We start from the raw sequence: 15695 nt of genomic DNA, 5'->3' as shown, positions 1-15695 counted from the left end.
AAGGCTGGTACTGCTCGGATTTTTTGTACCTGCACTTAAATCTGTTGAGGTCGTAAATGATATTTCAACTAAATTTGGCTGCGATCGCTGCGATCGCTGGACAAGCTGCTTGGAAAAAAACAAAACCTGTTATTGTCAGGGATGTCTTCTTTCTACCTGTATTAGGCTTCTTGGGAATAATTGTGCTGTGGTGGATTGTTGCACTTGCCAACCATGAATTGATGCCCACCCCACCAGAAGCGCTAATCGCTAATTTAGACTACATCTTAAATCCTTTCTATCAGCGAGGCCCAGGGAATTTAGGAATTGGTTGGCTATTGATCGCAAGTCTGCGCCGGGTATTAATAGGCTTTTTGTTGGGTGCGGTAGTAGCGATTCCTCTGGGGTTTCTAATTGGCATGTCCAGATCGGCAATGATAGCGCTTAATCCGATTATTCAAATTTTTAAACCCGTATCGCCCCTAGCTTGGCTACCCATCGCCTTAGCAATTTTCAATTTAGCAGATCCTTCAGCCATTTTTGTCATCTTTATTACTTCCTTATGGCCGACAATTATTAATACCGCTTTAGGAGTTTCTAGCGTTCCCAAAGATTATTTAGATGTGGCACGAGTCTTAGAAATGCCCCGTTGGAGACGAATTACAAAAATCATTTGGCCTGCAAGTTTGCCGTATATTTTTACAGGTCTACGAATTAGTTTAGGCATAGCTTGGCTGGTAATCGTCGCCGTGGAAATGCTCACAGGTGGTATTGGTATCGGCTTCTTTGTCTGGGATGAATGGAGTCGCTTAAACCTGAGTTCAGTCTTTTTAGCTGTGTTGGTAATTGGTGTAACTGGGTTAATTCTGGATTATGCCGTGGGCAAAATCGAAGAATTAGTAACCCATCGCCCTAAAACTTCCAACTAACAAAATTAGCCTGCTATCAAAACAGCAAAATTTAACGAGACTCTGCGCCTGAAGCGTGAGCAATCAATCACCAATGGAGCTACAAGAATGGGTGATATTAACTGGACTCGACGAGATATTATTAAGGGAATAGGAGCAACAACGGCGGGAATAGCGCTGTCCTCTTGTGGGATTTCAGGAGATAGGTCAGCCAAAGGATTGACAGAAGAAGCTTTAGCTGTGCAACCAGTAGTTAAAAGCGGCGACCTAGAAAAAGCCGATCTTACAGTTGGTTATGTTCCCGTTAATGATTGTGCGCCATTTGCGATCGCCTGGAAAAAAGGTTTCTTCCGCAAGTATGGTTTAAACGTTACACTCAACCGCGAAGCCAGTTGGGCCACCTCCCGCGACGGTGTAATTTTTGGTCGCCTGGATGCTTCACCCGTAGTATCTGGTGCAGTTACCAACGCCAGAATTGGTGCCGAAGGCGCACGCCACGCCCCATTGTGTGCAGCGATGACCATACATCGCCACGGTAACGCCATGACCATGAATAAAGCCATGTGGGATTTTGGGCTGCGTCCGTGGTACGAGTATCAAGAAAAATATGGCGATGGTGCTTTAGAAGCCTTTGGGCGTGATTTCCGAGGTTACTTTGACAACCAACCGCCAGAAAACAGAGTTTGGGCAGTAGTATTAAGTTCCTCCATTTACGAATACTTTATCCGTTACTTATCCGCCGCCGCAGGTGTCGATCCGCTTAAAGAGTTTCGCATCATTATCGTTCCGCCTCCCCAAATGGTAACAAACGTGCGGATTGGAGCAATGCAAGCTTACATGGTTGCGGAACCCTGGAATACACGAGCAATAACTGGTAATGAAAACATTGGCTTTACCTTTGCACAAGGTAAAGAAGTCTGGTTGGGACACCCAGATCGACTTTTGGGCGTGATGGAATCTTTCATCGAGAAATATCCCAAAACCTATCGTTCCCTAGTCAAGGCGATGATTGAAGCCTGTCAGTATTGCAGCAAAGCAGAAAACCGCCAAGAAGTAGCCGAACTGATAACAGACCGTTCCTTTACAGGTGCTAGACCTAAAAAGAAAGATGCCCCAATTGCGAAATTTACAAGTCCGGCAATTCTCGGCAATTACAACTATGGCGGCTTTGACGGCAAAGACCGCACCATCAAAGCCGATGACACCACGATTTTCTTCGATATTCCTGACAACATTCCCAAACAGCCAGGAGAACACTCCACATTTTTATGGAGATCCAGAAGTATGTGGTTGATGACACAAGCAGCGCGGTGGGGACAAATAAAGGAATTCCCCAAAAATGCCGAGAAACTAGCAGAACTTGGCTGGAGAGCAGATTTATATCGGGAGATAGCATCGGAAATGGGCATCCAATGTCCCAAGGATGATTACAAGGTCGAACCACCAGAGGTATTTATAGATAAGAAAGGCTTCGACCCCAGCGATCCGGTGGGTTATCTGAATAGTTTTGCCATCAGGGCTAACGCTCCCACTCGTTTTTTCATGTCTTAATTCCCAAGTTCAAATATTGATTGACTAAATTATTTCCGGAGCCTTTGATGATGGAATATACCTCATTACCTATTAATACCCAGACCAAAGTTATGCCCCGCGCTGGATTTTTAGAAATTGAAAATTTAGTCAAGTCTTATCCGACACCTGATAAAGATAATTTTGTCGTTTTAGATAAAGTTAATTTAACGATTGATGAAGATGAATATATTTCTGTAATTGGTCACTCAGGTTGTGGGAAATCAACTCTAATCAAAATAGTAGCTGGTTTAGAAAAAGCCACTTCCGGTTCAGTCAGGCTAGATGGGAAAGAAATTCGTCAGCCAGGAGCCGAAAGGATGATGGTATTTCAGAACTATTCTCTGTTACCTTGGTTAACAGTGCGAGAAAATATCCGTTTAGCCGTAGATGAAGTGCTAAAAAATGCTAATCGCTCTGAAAAAATTAGCATTGTAAATGAACACTTGGCAATGGTAAACTTGACGGCGGCGGCTGACAAATATCCTGATGAAATTTCTGGAGGTATGAAACAACGAGTAGGTATTGCCAGAGCCTTAGCAATTCGTCCCAAAATGTTGCTGATGGATGAACCTTTTGGGGCATTAGATGCACTAACTCGTGGCAAATTGCAACGGCAGGTATTGGATATTTGGGAAAATAATCGTCAAGCAGTGATGATGATTACCCACGATGTAGACGAAGCAATTTATATGTCCGATCGCATCGTTTTGATGACCAATGGCCCAGCTGCTAATATCGGGGAGATTTTAGAAGTTCCTTTTGAGCATCCGCGCGATCGCGCCGCCATGCGAAACTCAAAAGAGTATTTTGAACTCCGCAACCACGCCTTAAATTTCCTCGATCGATATTTTGCCCAAGACGAGTAAATTAGATTATCATTTTTTTAGTGGGTAGCCTAATTCAAATCCATGAAAGCTGAATTTGGAACGGAGGAACCATATTGTGGGGCGTATCTCATAGAAAATGAGGAGTTAAGAGTCAGAAGTTAAGAATTATTAATATTAACTCAGCACGGGCTAAACGCCCCGCTTCCGCTAACAGCACTTAGCACTCAGCACTTCTAAGAGAGAGACACCTTCCAGTCTTAGCCCGTCAGCTAACTCCGTAGGCAATGGAAGGAACCCCCAAGACCTTGGCTGTAATACAGTTATTATTGGGGTTTCCTTGACTAATTTTAAGATTTTAAATTTTGGTTATCGTCACTCAATCTAAGATCCAAAATCCTTCGACTGAACCTAGCCGAAGTCCAAAATCTAAAATTGGTCGCCCTGCTTCTCATTGCTAATTCATTTCATTAGGAGAAGTAAAGCTGTGCAAATAAAGCCAATGTTAGCACGTCTGCAAAGTGCCACAGGCCGAGATGATTTAATCGAACAAATGGTACTACTGCCAGAACCAAAAAAACCTTTTTCTAAAAAACTTCAAAAGGCGAAAGCAGTTAATTTAATTGTTGCTTATGATGCATCTCCCAACAGTCATACGGCATTAGATATTGCCTTTTGGGTTGCCCATCAAACGCGTTTGGCCACCAATACAGAAGTTACAGTTCAAGCCGTTTATGTAGTAGAAGATAATCAAAGCAATCAGTATTCAAATATCTTGAGTTTTCCCCAACAACAATCTTCATTAGAATGTGAAGTTAGTGAAGTATCAAAGTCTGTCACACAGGTATTAACTCAACCTAAATTACAGACAGCGATCGCTCCTTTACAACAAGCAGATATAATTCTCTGGCAAGCCCGAAGTTTGGCTGAAGAATGGCAGGGTTCTTTCAAATCTCATTTGCGATTTGGCTGCATTTCTACAGAACTTCGCAAAGTTGTTGAATCAGAAGCGGCTGATATTCTGTTTCTAGGTTGCAACTCTGTCAATCATCCAATGATTGAAGCACTAGGTTCTAAATTTCCCTGTGCTGTTTTGGGTATTCCCAGTAGTATTGATGAATAATCACTCTTTAAAATTTCAGTAATTTTTGTCAAATTTTGATCGGAGAAAAGTCACCTACTTGTAAGTGACTTTTTTGCTACACAATAAATAAACTTTCAAAGGTCGTATGTGGAAAACTGGCAAGCATTTGTAGAAGCCAATGCAATACTGCTAAGGCTAAAAAATGAAAATGTATAGGTTGGGTTTTGTTACTCAACCCAACCTACGAATTAACAATCTTGGTAAATTTGCCAAATTGGTGCAATATTGTACCGTCTCTGAATGGGAAGCGCTATAAGCACTTAAGTGTTTACTACAAACATATCTTAACCTGTCATAATGCTTGTAGCAGACGACTAGTAGCCAATCAGATGTAAAACGTCGCGCAGGACACTATAACCAGCTAAATCCCAAAGCAAATAAGCAAGGAAACCAATAGCCGCCAAGCGACCATTCCAAATTTCGGCTTGAGGAGTCCAACCAAACAAAAATGCATTCCGGTCTATACCGTTGTATTCCGGTGCAACAGCTGGTAAATCAGTAGAAGGACGAGTTTCTTGAGTTGCCATTTTTTTCTCCAAAATTTAATAGTTTTTTAGGTGTTTAGTTTCTAGTAGCTAATCAAATGTAAAACGTCACGCAAGACGCTATAACCAGCTAAATCCCAAAGCAAATAAGCAAGGAAACCAATAGCCGCCAAGCGACCATTCCAAATTTCGGCTTGAGGAGTCCAACCAAACAAAAATGCATTCCGGTCTATACCGTTGTATTCCGGTGCAACAGCTGGTAAATCAGTAGAGGGACGAGTTTTCATTGTTTTTTCCTTCCTAATCAAGTTGGTTTTTATTCTTTAAATGCTCTCGTAACCAATCATGTACAAAACTCTATAGCCAACTAAATCCCAAACTAAATAGGCAAGAAAGCCAATCATTGCAAAACGACCGTTTAAAATTGAGGCTTGAGGAGTTTAATCAAACAGAAAATCATTGCGATCGCAACTATTATATTCCGTTGATATTATTGGCAAATCTCTAGAAAAAGGAATTGCCATTTCCTTGCCCTCAACAATTCGTTTGTTAACTTTAATGTAGCTATTAATAACTAGAATGCTTTCTGTCTATAGGCACAAAAGACAAGCACTTCTTCTGACCGATGCTTAAACGTATTATTATAAATAAATCCACCTAGAGAGGGTGATAAAAACAGATATTGAAATAAATCTAAACTATTTGAAAGCAAACTATTTTTAAAATAGAGTTACTCACTATAAATTAAACAATTAAAATTAAAATTAGCAGTAAATTAAGTAAGATTGCTTGCCATTGAATTATGTTCTTTACCAAGAGATAACAAAAGTTATATCTTTCGCTGTATGAGGGTTTCAGCCTTTGGAGAGATGCTTTAAAGACGTAAATTCTACGATTGTGATCTAAAGAGTTAGGTATTGCCATAGGTACAAACATAATAAATACTAAGAGTTGCTTCTCAAGAAATTCTTAATTCCCCCAAATTTAAACTTAGTAGGTAGAAGGAAATCCAATGTTCCAAAGTACGGAAATCATGGTGGGACTCTATAAACCACTATTGTGGTTAGCACAGGTTCCATTAGAACGCTCAAACGTCACACCAGAACAAGCATCGGTTCTCATTTCCGGGCCACGCTTTTTTGTGGCTTTAATCTCCGGCGTGATTCTTGCCTTTGCTTTCCAATTAGTTTTAACTAATCTCTCCCTTGCATTCGGTATTTCCTACCTGGGGCACTCATCTGACTCGGATTCAGATAGTAGGGAGGTGGAAAGTTTGGGCGGTAATATTCGCAAAATCGGTACAGCAGTGGGAATTTGGACATTAGCCACTGTGACGATCGCCTTATTAATCGCTTCTTACCTAGCAGTAAAATTGAGCCTTGTGATCTCAGACCGAGGATTGGGAGCGATTCTCGGTTTAGTGATTTGGGGTGCTTACTTTTTGCTCTTAGTTTGGGTAAGTTCCACCACCGTAGGCTCCTTAATTGGCTCAGTTGTCAATACGGCAACATCTGGCTTTCAGGCGATTATGGGAACTGCTACCGCCGCACTAGGTGCGAAAGCTGTAAATAACCAAGTGGTAGCCACAGCTGAAGCCGCCGCTGCTGCTGTCCGTCGAGAACTAGGAAGCGCCATCGACCCCGTAAGTATCCGAGAAAACATTGAAGATTACTTAGAAAAGATTCGTCCTCCAGAACTCGATGTATCAAAGATTCGGAGTGATTTTGAAAATTTACTCAACGATCCGCAATTAAAAGCGATCGCTGGGACTCCAGATATCCGCAACATCGACCGCCAAAAGTTTATCGAGTTAGTCAGCAGCCGCACCGATCTTTCCAAAAAAGACGTTAGCCGGATTTCTGATACCTTATATAAAGTTTGGCAGCAAGTGGTAAGTCAGCAAGCACCCACCGCAGATCGGCTGGGTGAGTTAATGGATTATTTGAAATCACTCCCACCAGGACAAACCAAAACAGATGAACTCAATGCCAAACTGGATCGGTTATTAGCAGAACAGGGTGGTTCCAAAGAAACTGACCAAAACCAAAAGGCAGCCTCTGGCCCAGTGCAAAGTACAATCCAGCAAGCACTATCCGCCTTAACCGCCACTGTGCTGGGAAGGGCAGATTTGCCTGATTTGGATGTGGAAAAAATCTTGCGTAGTCTCACCACCGCCAAAGATAAAGTCTCTCAACAAGCAGATAAGCTAGGTTTGCCAACACCATCACAACCCTATAGCCCAATTCGGGCTGATGTCGAAAACTACCTGCACAATACTTATGCTTGGCAACTGAGTCCAGAAAGAATTGCCCAGGAATTTCATGATGTCATCTACGACCCAGCAGCCGACCCTGGAATCGTCCGCCGGGAACTAGAACGACTATCCCGTAATGATTTTGCCAATATTCTGCAACAACGGGGATTGCTTACCCAAGCCCAAATTCAGCGCATTGCCAATCAGCTAGAAACAGTCCGCCAAGAAGTGCTAGTAACAGTCAGAGCTATTGAAGAAAGAGATATAGTTCAAGACTTGCAACGCGCAGTAGAAAGTTATCTGCTCGTTACTCCCAAGGCAGATTTGACACCCGAAGGCATCGAGCAGAATTTTAAACCACTGCTGGAAGACTCAGAAGCAGATTATGAAACCCTGACATTGCGGCTAGCGCACCTCGATCGCCAAGAAATTCGGCAGATATTGCTACAACGTAACGATGTCCAGTTATATGAAGTAGATAGCATTGTCGATGAGTTGGAAAAACAACGCGATCGCGTCTTGGTAGAATCCAAAGGACTAGCAGAACAGGCACAATATCAAGCAGAAACCCTGTGGATAAATGTAGAATCATATCTGCGTAACACCGGCAAATCAGAACTGAATCCTGATGCCATCCGCGCCGACTTCAAAAAGATACTAGAAGATCCGCAAGCTGGAATTAGCTCAATTCGGGCACGCTTGTCTCGCTTTGACCGCGATACCTTAGTCCAATTGTTGAGTCAACGGGAAGATTTGAGTGAAGATCAAGTTAATCAAATCATCAATACTACTGAGGAGTCATGGTATAATATTCGCCACACACCTCAAATTGTAGTCGATAAAGCTAAAGAGCAATACGACTCTGTGACAACAACGATCGCAGATTATCTCCGAAATACTGGCAAACAAGAACTCAATCCAGAAGGCATTCAGCGAGACTTGACCAGATTGTTTGAAAATCCCAAAGAGGGAGCCGTCGCATTGCGCCGTCGGTTGTCGCGGGTAGACAGAGATACACTGGTGAAATTGCTCAGTCAACGCCAAGACTTGAGTGAAGAACAAGTCAATGAAATCATTGATTCCACCCAAACTTCGATTCGTAACTTTGTGCGTGCGCCTCGTCGTCTAGCTAGCCGTACACAACAAAGAGTAGAATCATTCAAAGGTTATTTGGAAGAGTATCTGCGTCAAACGGGTAAAGAAGAACTCAACCCAGAAGGTATCAAACGCGACTTGCAATTATTGTTGCACGATCCGCGAGTTGGAGTAGAAAGTTTTGGCGATCGCCTTTCCCAGTTTGACCGTGATACCATCATCGCCCTGCTGAAAATTCGGGAAGATATTTCTGATGAAGAAGCAGCGCGGATTGCCGATAATATGGTGTCCGTAAGGGATCAATTTGTCGAACAAGTACGCAGCATTCAACGGGGCATTCAAGATGCAATTGACGGGGTTTTCGCCCGCATTCGTAACTATCTCAACTCCCTGGATCGCCCAGAACTTAACTATGATAGTATTAAGCGCGATCTTCGCACAGTTTTTGACGATCCCCAAGCTGGTTTTGATGCCCTGCGCGATCGCTTGTCCTCCTTTGACCGTGATACCCTAGTGGCAATCATGAGTTCTCGTGAGGATATCTCCGAAGAAGATGCCAACCGAATCATCGACCAAATTGAACGGGCACGCAACACAGTATTACAGCGTGCAGAACGCATACAGCAGGAAGCCCAACGCCGTCTAGAACAGGTAAAGCATCAAGCACAGCGGCAAGCAGAAGAAACGCGCAAAGCCGCAGCTACAGCAGCGTGGTGGCTGTTTGCCACAGCATTCGTCTCCGCCATTTTCTCTGCATTAGGAGGAGCGATCGCTGTAGTTTAACAAGTTGTCTCCGCTAACTTTTCAGCCTCCCATTATGGGAGGCTTTTCTATTTTAAGTACGTCGAGAATAAAGAAATACGCATTGGCATTTGTGTAATTATGTCTTTCAATATAGTCATATATGAATATCCTTTACTGCTCTAATCTCAGCAATTAGATGGGTGAAAATAGAATTGGTTTAATGTTTTAATTTTTTTAAATAACTTGCAATTAAATCTCAGCCTATTATCAATAAATTACTGCGTAATTTTTGCAAGTTAATAATTTTACCTAAGTAGTAATTTCAAACAATGGAAAACACGTTAGTTGATAAAACCTTCCGTGACAGCAGTGGCAAAATTGTTGTGGCTCAAATGCCAAACCCACCACTTATTCTTTGGATAGTAGCTAGTTTACTCACTCTAGTTTTTACAAGTGGTAAAATCAATACAGTGTTAGACTTTGTGGCAAATGGCGCATTGTTTACTTGGGCGTGGATGGAGCTATTTCAAGGCGTTAATTATTTTCGCAGAGCGCTAGGTCTTGCCGTATTGATTGGAATGATTGCATACAGAATTCAGTAATTATACTTTATTAAGTAATAAATAAGACTCAAGGGAGAATTCTAAACTCCTTTTTTTTTGTCCAAAGTTTAAAATGTGAATAAAGTCATACTGACATTATGACTTTACTACACTGTGTTTTCTTATTCAGCATTTTAAACTGAGAGCAATACAGCAAATCAATTAATTCGTGTAACAAACAAAGCTTACTGTAAAGCTAATGAGTAAGAATATTTGTTCGCGAATTATTGATAAATGCTGTATAAAACTCAAGCAAATTAATTGATGGAGATTTGGATATGAAACGTATTTTATTAGGTACATTACTTGCTCTCCCATTTGCAATTTCCTCCTTACCGTCACAAGCATCAGCAGCAGAAATCATTGTCAGACCCAATGTTCATAGAGCTGCTATTGTGCGTAGACCTGTTGTTGCCCGATATCAACGAAAGTTAATTCCTGCACATTGGGAAACAGTACGACGCGGTCACAGGTGGGTTAAAGTTAGAGTTCCTGCTCGTTATGTAAATGTCAGAGTTTAATATCTAAATAGAGGCTAACAACTTTAGTTGTTAGCCTCTATTAGTTAAAACTTTGTTGCTGAATAAGACTTATAATTAAATACAAGTAGTTAAGATAAGTCAATTTAATCAACATGAATATATCTAAAAATTCTCATCTTTTAAAAAAGTTTTTAATATTTATACTAGGAGTTAGTTTCGTAACAGCCTGCGATTCCATTCAGGCTGACGAAAAAAATATAACTAAAGAAAAAATCTTGATTGGTGATAATTATGGAGAACTATACGATCAAGGAAAGTTACGGACTTACTATTTTTACACTCCAAAATCTTATAACCTACACCGCCCGATACCATTAGTTTTAGTGTTTCATGGAGATGATGGTAATGGTCGGTCTATCAGTAATGTGACTCGCTTTAATGAATTAGCAGACCAAAAAGGATTTATTGTTGTTTATCCAGATGGAATTGACCAAAAATGGAGTCTTAGAGGTAACGCTCAAGGAAAGGTAGATGATGTTTTATTTGTCAGTGCTTTGATTAATCATCTTCAGCAGCAACTTAATATTGATAGTCATAAAGTTTATGCCACTGGTTTTTCTAGAGGTGGCATACTTACTCAAGCACTAGCTTGTAAGCTACCTGATAAAATTGCTGGCTTTGCATCAGTAGCTGGTTCGCTCCCAGTTAGACTCAAACCTAGTTGTCAGCCTCAAACTCCGATATCGATGTTAACGATCAACGGTACAAACGATCGCGATGTACTTTATGAAGGTGACGATCGCACTCAACGAGGAGCGCTGGTTTCGATCTCAGACATGGTACAGTTTTGGCGATCGCACGATCGATGCACCTTATCAAATGCATCTCCAAATTTTTCTGAAGATAAAGTAAAAACCGCTATCTACACAGGTTGCAGTGGCAATTCCGAAGTTTGGCAGCTAGCGGTAGTCAACGGTGGACATTTCTGGCCTGGTGGTTCTTCAACTGACGAGAACCTAAACAAATTCAATGCGAAGTTGGGGCTGAACGCCAGTGAAACAATTTGGAACTTTTTTCAGCGTCACAGTTCATAAGTAGCTAATTTTTTAAACACCATTTTCCTTAAACCATGCCAAGAGGCGTTTCCAACCATCTTGAGCTTCTTGCTGGCGGTAGGAGGGGCGATAATCGGCAAAAAATGCGTGGGGTGCATTGGGATAGACGATAATTTCAGATTTGCTACTGCTGGACTGTAAGCGATCGCGCATCTGCTCTACTGTATCAAGAGAAATACCTGTATCTTTCCCACCATAAAGTCCGAGAATCGGGACTGTCAGTTTTGATGCAATATCCACGGGATACTGGGGCTGAAGTTCGTTAGCATCGCCCACAAGTCGCCCATACCAAGCTACACCAGCCTTCACCTGGGGATTATGTGCAGCATATAACCAGGTAATACGACCGCCCCAACAGAAGCCTGTAATTGCCAACTTCGCGCCATTACCCTTAGCTGACTTCTTTGCCCAGTTTACAGTAGCATCAAGATCGGATAATACTTGGGCATCTGGTACTTTGGCGACAATTGGACGAATTTCGTCTATATTGCTTAACTTCGAGACATCGCCTTGACGGATAAATAATTCGGGTGCGATCGCTAAATATCCCAACCGAGCAAAGCGACGAGTGATATCCTGGATATGCTCGTGTACGCCAAAAATTTCCTGGATTACCAGAACGATTGGGAAATTGTCACCGGTAGCTGGTGCTGCTCTATAGGCAGGAATTTCGCCATCTTTAACAGGAATTTTCACTGCACCAGCTACTAACCCCTTGGCATCAGTAGTGATGACTCCGGCAGAAATGGGTTGTACTGCAAGGGCAAAACCTGTCGCCACTGTCGCTGTTGCAATAAATTTGCGGCGCGTTATTTCTTTCATCATCTCTACGTTGAATTACTAAGTTCCCTTATATTTAGGTTACTGTATGGTCAAATGCGCGCAAGGGTAGGTGTACAAATTTCACACCCGAAAAAAAGTGCTTCTATCTCAACACCAGCAAGCATTTCACCCCACTAATTGTCCAAATTCATCCGCGCAATCTTTGAAATGCTTACAAAAATTGAGTTTCAGCTTTCAAACTTTCCCGACACTCTTTCCAAAGAAATTCTCTAATGCTATGATTGCTCTAGAACCGCGCAACCGCACCTTGAAAACTAAATATAGCTTGGCTTTCAGGCTCCCGCTATTGCAATTTATCTAAATCCCTATTAGGGATTGAAACATCAGAGAATAGAAGCATTCATTAGTTACTCTTTAAATTGCAATTTATCTAAATCCCTATTAGGGATTGAAACAGTGCTTTTCGCATTCCCGTTAGCATCTACATAGCCAAATTGCAATTTATCTAAATCCCTATTAGGGATTGAAACTTCTTAACAGTACTGATGCGGCTGCGGCCGCCGAATTTATTGCAATTTATCTAAATCCCTATTAGGGATTGAAACTACGGCCGATCCGCTAAAACAAGAACTTTCAACAATTATTGCAATTTATCTAAATCCCTATTAGGGATTGAAACATCTATATCGGGCTTACTCACAGCTTTGAGAATTGCAATTTATCTAAATCCCTATTAGGGATTGAAACGCAAGTGTTCCAAATAATTGACCTGTCATTTTAATTCCATTGCAATTTATCTAAATCCCTATTAGGGATTGAAACAGTTAGAAACCAAACTTAATTTAAATAAATAACTTTTATTGCAATTTATCTAAATCCCTATTAGGGATTGAAACGCCTATTCCAAGTAACGCAGCTATCACCCGAAGAATTGCAATTTATCTAAATCCCTATTAGGGATTGAAACTAAAAAACAGTGGCTAAGTGTTGGATGCTAAACGATTGCAATTTATCTAAATCCCTATTAGGGATTGAAACAAAAGCATTATATCCTAGATGGCTTAAAAAACATATTGCAATTTATCTAAATCCCTATTAGGGATTGAAACCTCAAAAGAAATAGAAACCAATGGATAAACTCTAATTGCAATTTATCTAAATCCCTATTAGGGATTAAAAAATTTTACCGCCTACCTGTTTTCCAATCTTCTCCACCGGATAACTGAATTAAATTTTCAGCCACAACTGCGGTTAATTCCTTAGCTGAATAAGAATAAGTTAGCGCCAAAAACTTCAACGCAATCTGAATAATTTGGTTCCTATCCACTATTTCAGACAGTTGGAATTGATTATATACTCCATTCATTACTTCATCGCTGGCATCAGCGATCGCATCTTCAATCACTTCCTCTTCTATTAAACTCTCCCACTCACCTAAATTAATATAGTAAGATTTTTTCTTATCTTTGATATTAAGATTTTTAATTTCTCGGATTGAATTACGAATAGAATTTGCCCATGAACCAGTTAATCGTTGTTCTACTTGGTTCTTAATCAAATGAATCAGCAAAATCCTTAAATAAGCTTGGATATTCCGCAGAATAGCTTGTTTACTCATGCCTTCTAATTCGTCTACAATTGCTAAAGCATCTGCATAACGTCCTTCCAAAATACTCTTTTTGAGGTCTATTAGTTCCTGCGTCATTTTTTCACCGCCTACCTGCTTAAGTACTATATAAAAATCACCTATACTTTATTAATAGCAGAGTCTCCTAGCTGCCATTAATAAAGTAGTATTGTTCATTTATTCGCCTGTATCACTTGCAAACTCCCACCTGCATATAAAGTAGATTTACTCACTTCAAAGCCAGTCATAGCTAACAACTCAGCTAAATCAGTTTTCAGCAATTCCCAAGCTGTTTCCGTCTCAAACAACAACAAAAACACCGATATCCCAGGCCAAAATATCGGATTTGTCGGAGCGTGAAAATCCACCAGCGTAAACACTCCTCCCGGCTTCAGCACCCGATAAACTTCATTAATAATTTTTCGTAATTGCTGAGGCTGCATCTCGTGTAATGCAACGCTCGTATGCACCACATCAAACAAATTATCTGCAAATGGCATCTCTTCAGCAAAAGCTTCTATGTATGAAGCTTCCGGTACATTTAGCCGCGCCCGTTGTAAAGACTTAGGTGAAGCGTCTAATCCTGTTACGTTTTGTGAAGTTTTTACTAAAAACTCCGTCGTTTGTCCACTACCACAACATAAATCTAAAACCTGAGAATCTGAGTGAATTGTTAAGCCTTGCAAAGCAAGTTGCCGAAAACGGGCTTCACCACCTACACTTAAGGCTGCTAAACGAGAGATACCATCATATAACCACTGATAGCGGTAACTCCAATCTCTTAAAATTGTTGCCATTGCATATTTCCTTGCTATTAAGCTTTATATTTAATAAAGATATATTGTTAACATTAGTAAAAAACCTGAAAAGATTGGGGGAAAGTAACTGCTATGGGTCGTGTAGGCGTCTTATTACTCAATCTCGGTGGCCCTGATAAGCTAGAAGATGTTGGGCCGTTTTTGTACAATCTATTTTCCGATCCGGAAATTATTCGCCTACCATTTCGCTGGTTGCAAAAGCCCCTAGCCTGGTTTATTGCCACACGGCGAACCAGAACATCTCAAGAAAATTATAAGCAAATCGGTGGTGGTTCCCCGTTGCGGCAGATCACAGAAGCGCAAGGGGAAGCTTTAAAAGAACAGTTAGGTTTTTTAGGGCAAGAAGTTAATATTTACGTGGGAATGCGTTATTGGCATCCCTATACAGAAGAGGCGATCGCACAAATTACCCAAGACAAGGTAGAACACCTGGTAATATTACCACTATATCCCCAGTTTTCTATCAGTACCAGTGGTTCCAGCTTCCGGCTTTTAGACAAGCTTTGGCAAGAAGATCCAAAACTCCAACCTATTGATTACACCGTCATTCCTTCTTGGTATAAACAACCAGGCTATCTTCAAGCAATGGCGCAACTCATAGCCCAAGAACTTGAGCAATTCCCCAACCCGAATGACGTTCATATATTCTTCAGCGCTCATGGCGTTCCGAAAAGCTACGTTGAAGAAGCAGGCGACCCTTACCAAGTGGAAATTGAAGAATGTACTGCGTTGATTATGCAGACTCTCAATCGACCCAATGCTCACACCTTAGCTTACCAAAGTCGTGTCGGCCCAGTAGAATGGCTCCAACCCTATACTGAAGATGCCCTCAAAGAACTAGGCGCAGAAGGCGTGAAAGATTTGGTTGTGGTGCCAATCAGTTTTGTCTCAGAGCATATCGAGACACTACAAGAAATTGATATTGAGTATCGAGAAGTAGCCGAAGAATCAGGAATTCACAACTTCCGCCGCGTACCTGCTCCTAATACTCATCCAGTATTTATTAATGCACTAGCCGAATTAGTGATTGATGCACTGAGAAACCCCAGTTTCAAGCTTTCGCAAGCTGCTCAAATGAAAAAAATGGTCAAGATGTACCCTCAAGAGCGTTGGGAATGGGGTCTGACGACTAGTGCTGAAGTATGGAATGGTCGGATTGCGATGCTGGGTTTTATTGCCTTAATCGTAGAACTGATTACCGGTCATGGCTTCTTGCACATGATTGGGCTTTTGCGATAAAGGGAATGGGGCATTGGGCATTGG

14 protein-coding genes, 1 CRISPR repeat array and 1 riboswitch are annotated in these 15695 nt (G+C 41.3%); of the genes, 9 read left to right on the top strand and 5 right to left on the bottom strand.

Annotated elements, in window-relative coordinates:
- The first annotated feature begins 56 nt into the window (after positions 1–56).
- The 4 genes from ntrB (at position 57) to RMZ95_RS03715 (ending at position 4406) form a co-directional block, all read left to right on the top strand.
- On the top strand, positions 57–908 hold the full coding sequence (gene ntrB, locus RMZ95_RS03730; protein ID WP_322686001.1) for a nitrate ABC transporter permease: 852 nt from the start codon (positions 57–59) through the stop codon (positions 906–908).
- Between the two features lie 87 nt (positions 909–995).
- Positions 996–2438 (top strand): ABC transporter substrate-binding protein, encoded by a 1443-nt coding sequence (locus RMZ95_RS03725; protein ID WP_322686000.1) that lies wholly within the window; start codon positions 996–998, stop codon positions 2436–2438.
- Positions 2439–2488: 50 nt separating this feature from the next.
- The gene (locus RMZ95_RS03720; protein ID WP_322686094.1) at positions 2489–3325 is read left to right on the top strand and encodes a nitrate ABC transporter ATP-binding protein; all 837 of its coding nucleotides are present in this window, start codon (positions 2489–2491) and stop codon (positions 3323–3325) included.
- A 37-nt stretch (positions 3326–3362) separates the two neighbouring features.
- A riboswitch (cyclic di-AMP (ydaO/yuaA leader) is annotated at positions 3363–3582 on the top strand.
- Positions 3583–3785: 203 nt separating this feature from the next.
- On the top strand, positions 3786–4406 hold the full coding sequence (locus tag RMZ95_RS03715; RefSeq protein ID WP_322672769.1) for a universal stress protein: 621 nt from the start codon (positions 3786–3788) through the stop codon (positions 4404–4406).
- A 335-nt stretch (positions 4407–4741) separates the two neighbouring features.
- On the opposite strand, the gene RMZ95_RS03710 is transcribed toward RMZ95_RS03715, so the two are convergent.
- Positions 4742–4954: a high light inducible protein gene (locus tag RMZ95_RS03710; protein ID WP_322672725.1), complete on the bottom strand. Its 213-nt coding sequence runs from the start codon at positions 4952–4954 to the stop codon at positions 4742–4744.
- A 41-nt stretch (positions 4955–4995) separates the two neighbouring features.
- Entirely contained in the window at positions 4996–5199 is a 204-nt protein-coding gene (locus RMZ95_RS03705) for a high light inducible protein (protein WP_322672723.1), read from the bottom strand.
- Positions 5200–5924: 725 nt separating this feature from the next.
- Between RMZ95_RS03705 and RMZ95_RS03700 the strand changes: the two genes are divergently transcribed.
- The 4 genes from RMZ95_RS03700 (at position 5925) to RMZ95_RS03685 (ending at position 11183) form a co-directional block, all read left to right on the top strand.
- Positions 5925–9044, top strand: coding sequence for an MFS transporter (locus RMZ95_RS03700; protein WP_322685566.1), 3120 nt, complete (start codon positions 5925–5927; stop codon positions 9042–9044).
- A 290-nt stretch (positions 9045–9334) separates the two neighbouring features.
- Positions 9335–9607: a hypothetical protein gene (locus RMZ95_RS03695; RefSeq protein WP_322672721.1), complete on the top strand. Its 273-nt coding sequence runs from the start codon at positions 9335–9337 to the stop codon at positions 9605–9607.
- Positions 9608–9885: 278 nt separating this feature from the next.
- Positions 9886–10128 (top strand): hypothetical protein, encoded by a 243-nt coding sequence (locus RMZ95_RS03690; protein ID WP_322672720.1) that lies wholly within the window; start codon positions 9886–9888, stop codon positions 10126–10128.
- Positions 10129–10241: 113 nt separating this feature from the next.
- Positions 10242–11183 (top strand): alpha/beta hydrolase family esterase, encoded by a 942-nt coding sequence (locus RMZ95_RS03685; RefSeq protein ID WP_322672719.1) that lies wholly within the window; start codon positions 10242–10244, stop codon positions 11181–11183.
- Positions 11184–11195: 12 nt separating this feature from the next.
- Here RMZ95_RS03685 and RMZ95_RS03680 read toward each other — a convergent pair whose 3' ends face one another.
- The 3 genes from RMZ95_RS03680 to RMZ95_RS03670 all read right to left on the bottom strand — a co-directional run bounded on the left by RMZ95_RS03680 (position 11196) and on the right by RMZ95_RS03670 (position 14411).
- The gene (locus tag RMZ95_RS03680) at positions 11196–12026 is read right to left on the bottom strand and encodes a dienelactone hydrolase family protein (RefSeq protein WP_322672768.1); all 831 of its coding nucleotides are present in this window, start codon (positions 12024–12026) and stop codon (positions 11196–11198) included.
- Between the two features lie 306 nt (positions 12027–12332).
- Positions 12333–13167: direct repeats of the CRISPR family, unit length 37 nt; unit sequence ATTGCAATTTATCTAAATCCCTATTAGGGATTGAAAC.
- A gap of 3 nt (positions 13168–13170) precedes the next feature.
- A complete protein-coding gene (locus RMZ95_RS03675) occupies positions 13171–13692 on the bottom strand; it encodes a DUF29 family protein (RefSeq protein ID WP_322672718.1) in 522 nt (173 codons plus the stop codon).
- Between the two features lie 95 nt (positions 13693–13787).
- Positions 13788–14411, bottom strand: a complete 624-nt coding sequence (locus RMZ95_RS03670) for a class I SAM-dependent methyltransferase (RefSeq protein ID WP_322672717.1) — start codon at positions 14409–14411, stop codon at positions 13788–13790.
- A 93-nt stretch (positions 14412–14504) separates the two neighbouring features.
- Between RMZ95_RS03670 and hemH the strand changes: the two genes are divergently transcribed.
- Positions 14505–15671 (top strand): ferrochelatase, encoded by a 1167-nt coding sequence (gene hemH, locus RMZ95_RS03665; RefSeq protein ID WP_322672716.1) that lies wholly within the window; start codon positions 14505–14507, stop codon positions 15669–15671.
- Positions 15672–15695 lie beyond the last annotated feature (24 nt).

The organism is Nostoc sp. DedQUE07 (assembly GCF_034530975.2).
Classification (GTDB): domain Bacteria; phylum Cyanobacteriota; class Cyanobacteriia; order Cyanobacteriales; family Nostocaceae; genus Nostoc.
This window is presented reverse-complemented; position numbering and strand designations above follow the sequence as displayed.

Coding starts and splice junctions, on each gene's coding strand:
- RMZ95_RS03720 (WP_322686094.1), top strand. CDS start 2,489: ATGGAATATACCTCATTACCTATTAATACCCAGACCAAAGTTATGCCC.
- RMZ95_RS03705 (WP_322672723.1), bottom strand. CDS start 5,199: ATGAAAACTCGTCCCTCTACTGATTTACCAGCTGTTGCACCGGAATAC.
- RMZ95_RS03700 (WP_322685566.1), top strand. CDS start 5,925: ATGTTCCAAAGTACGGAAATCATGGTGGGACTCTATAAACCACTATTG.
- ntrB (WP_322686001.1), top strand. CDS start 57: ATGATATTTCAACTAAATTTGGCTGCGATCGCTGCGATCGCTGGACAA.
- RMZ95_RS03675 (WP_322672718.1), bottom strand. CDS start 13,692: ATGACGCAGGAACTAATAGACCTCAAAAAGAGTATTTTGGAAGGACGT.
- RMZ95_RS03685 (WP_322672719.1), top strand. CDS start 10,242: ATGAATATATCTAAAAATTCTCATCTTTTAAAAAAGTTTTTAATATTT.
- RMZ95_RS03695 (WP_322672721.1), top strand. CDS start 9,335: ATGGAAAACACGTTAGTTGATAAAACCTTCCGTGACAGCAGTGGCAAA.
- RMZ95_RS03680 (WP_322672768.1), bottom strand. CDS start 12,026: ATGAAAGAAATAACGCGCCGCAAATTTATTGCAACAGCGACAGTGGCG.
- RMZ95_RS03670 (WP_322672717.1), bottom strand. CDS start 14,411: ATGGCAACAATTTTAAGAGATTGGAGTTACCGCTATCAGTGGTTATAT.
- RMZ95_RS03710 (WP_322672725.1), bottom strand. CDS start 4,954: ATGGCAACTCAAGAAACTCGTCCTTCTACTGATTTACCAGCTGTTGCA.
- hemH (WP_322672716.1), top strand. CDS start 14,505: ATGGGTCGTGTAGGCGTCTTATTACTCAATCTCGGTGGCCCTGATAAG.
- RMZ95_RS03725 (WP_322686000.1), top strand. CDS start 996: ATGGGTGATATTAACTGGACTCGACGAGATATTATTAAGGGAATAGGA.
- RMZ95_RS03690 (WP_322672720.1), top strand. CDS start 9,886: ATGAAACGTATTTTATTAGGTACATTACTTGCTCTCCCATTTGCAATT.
- RMZ95_RS03715 (WP_322672769.1), top strand. CDS start 3,786: ATGTTAGCACGTCTGCAAAGTGCCACAGGCCGAGATGATTTAATCGAA.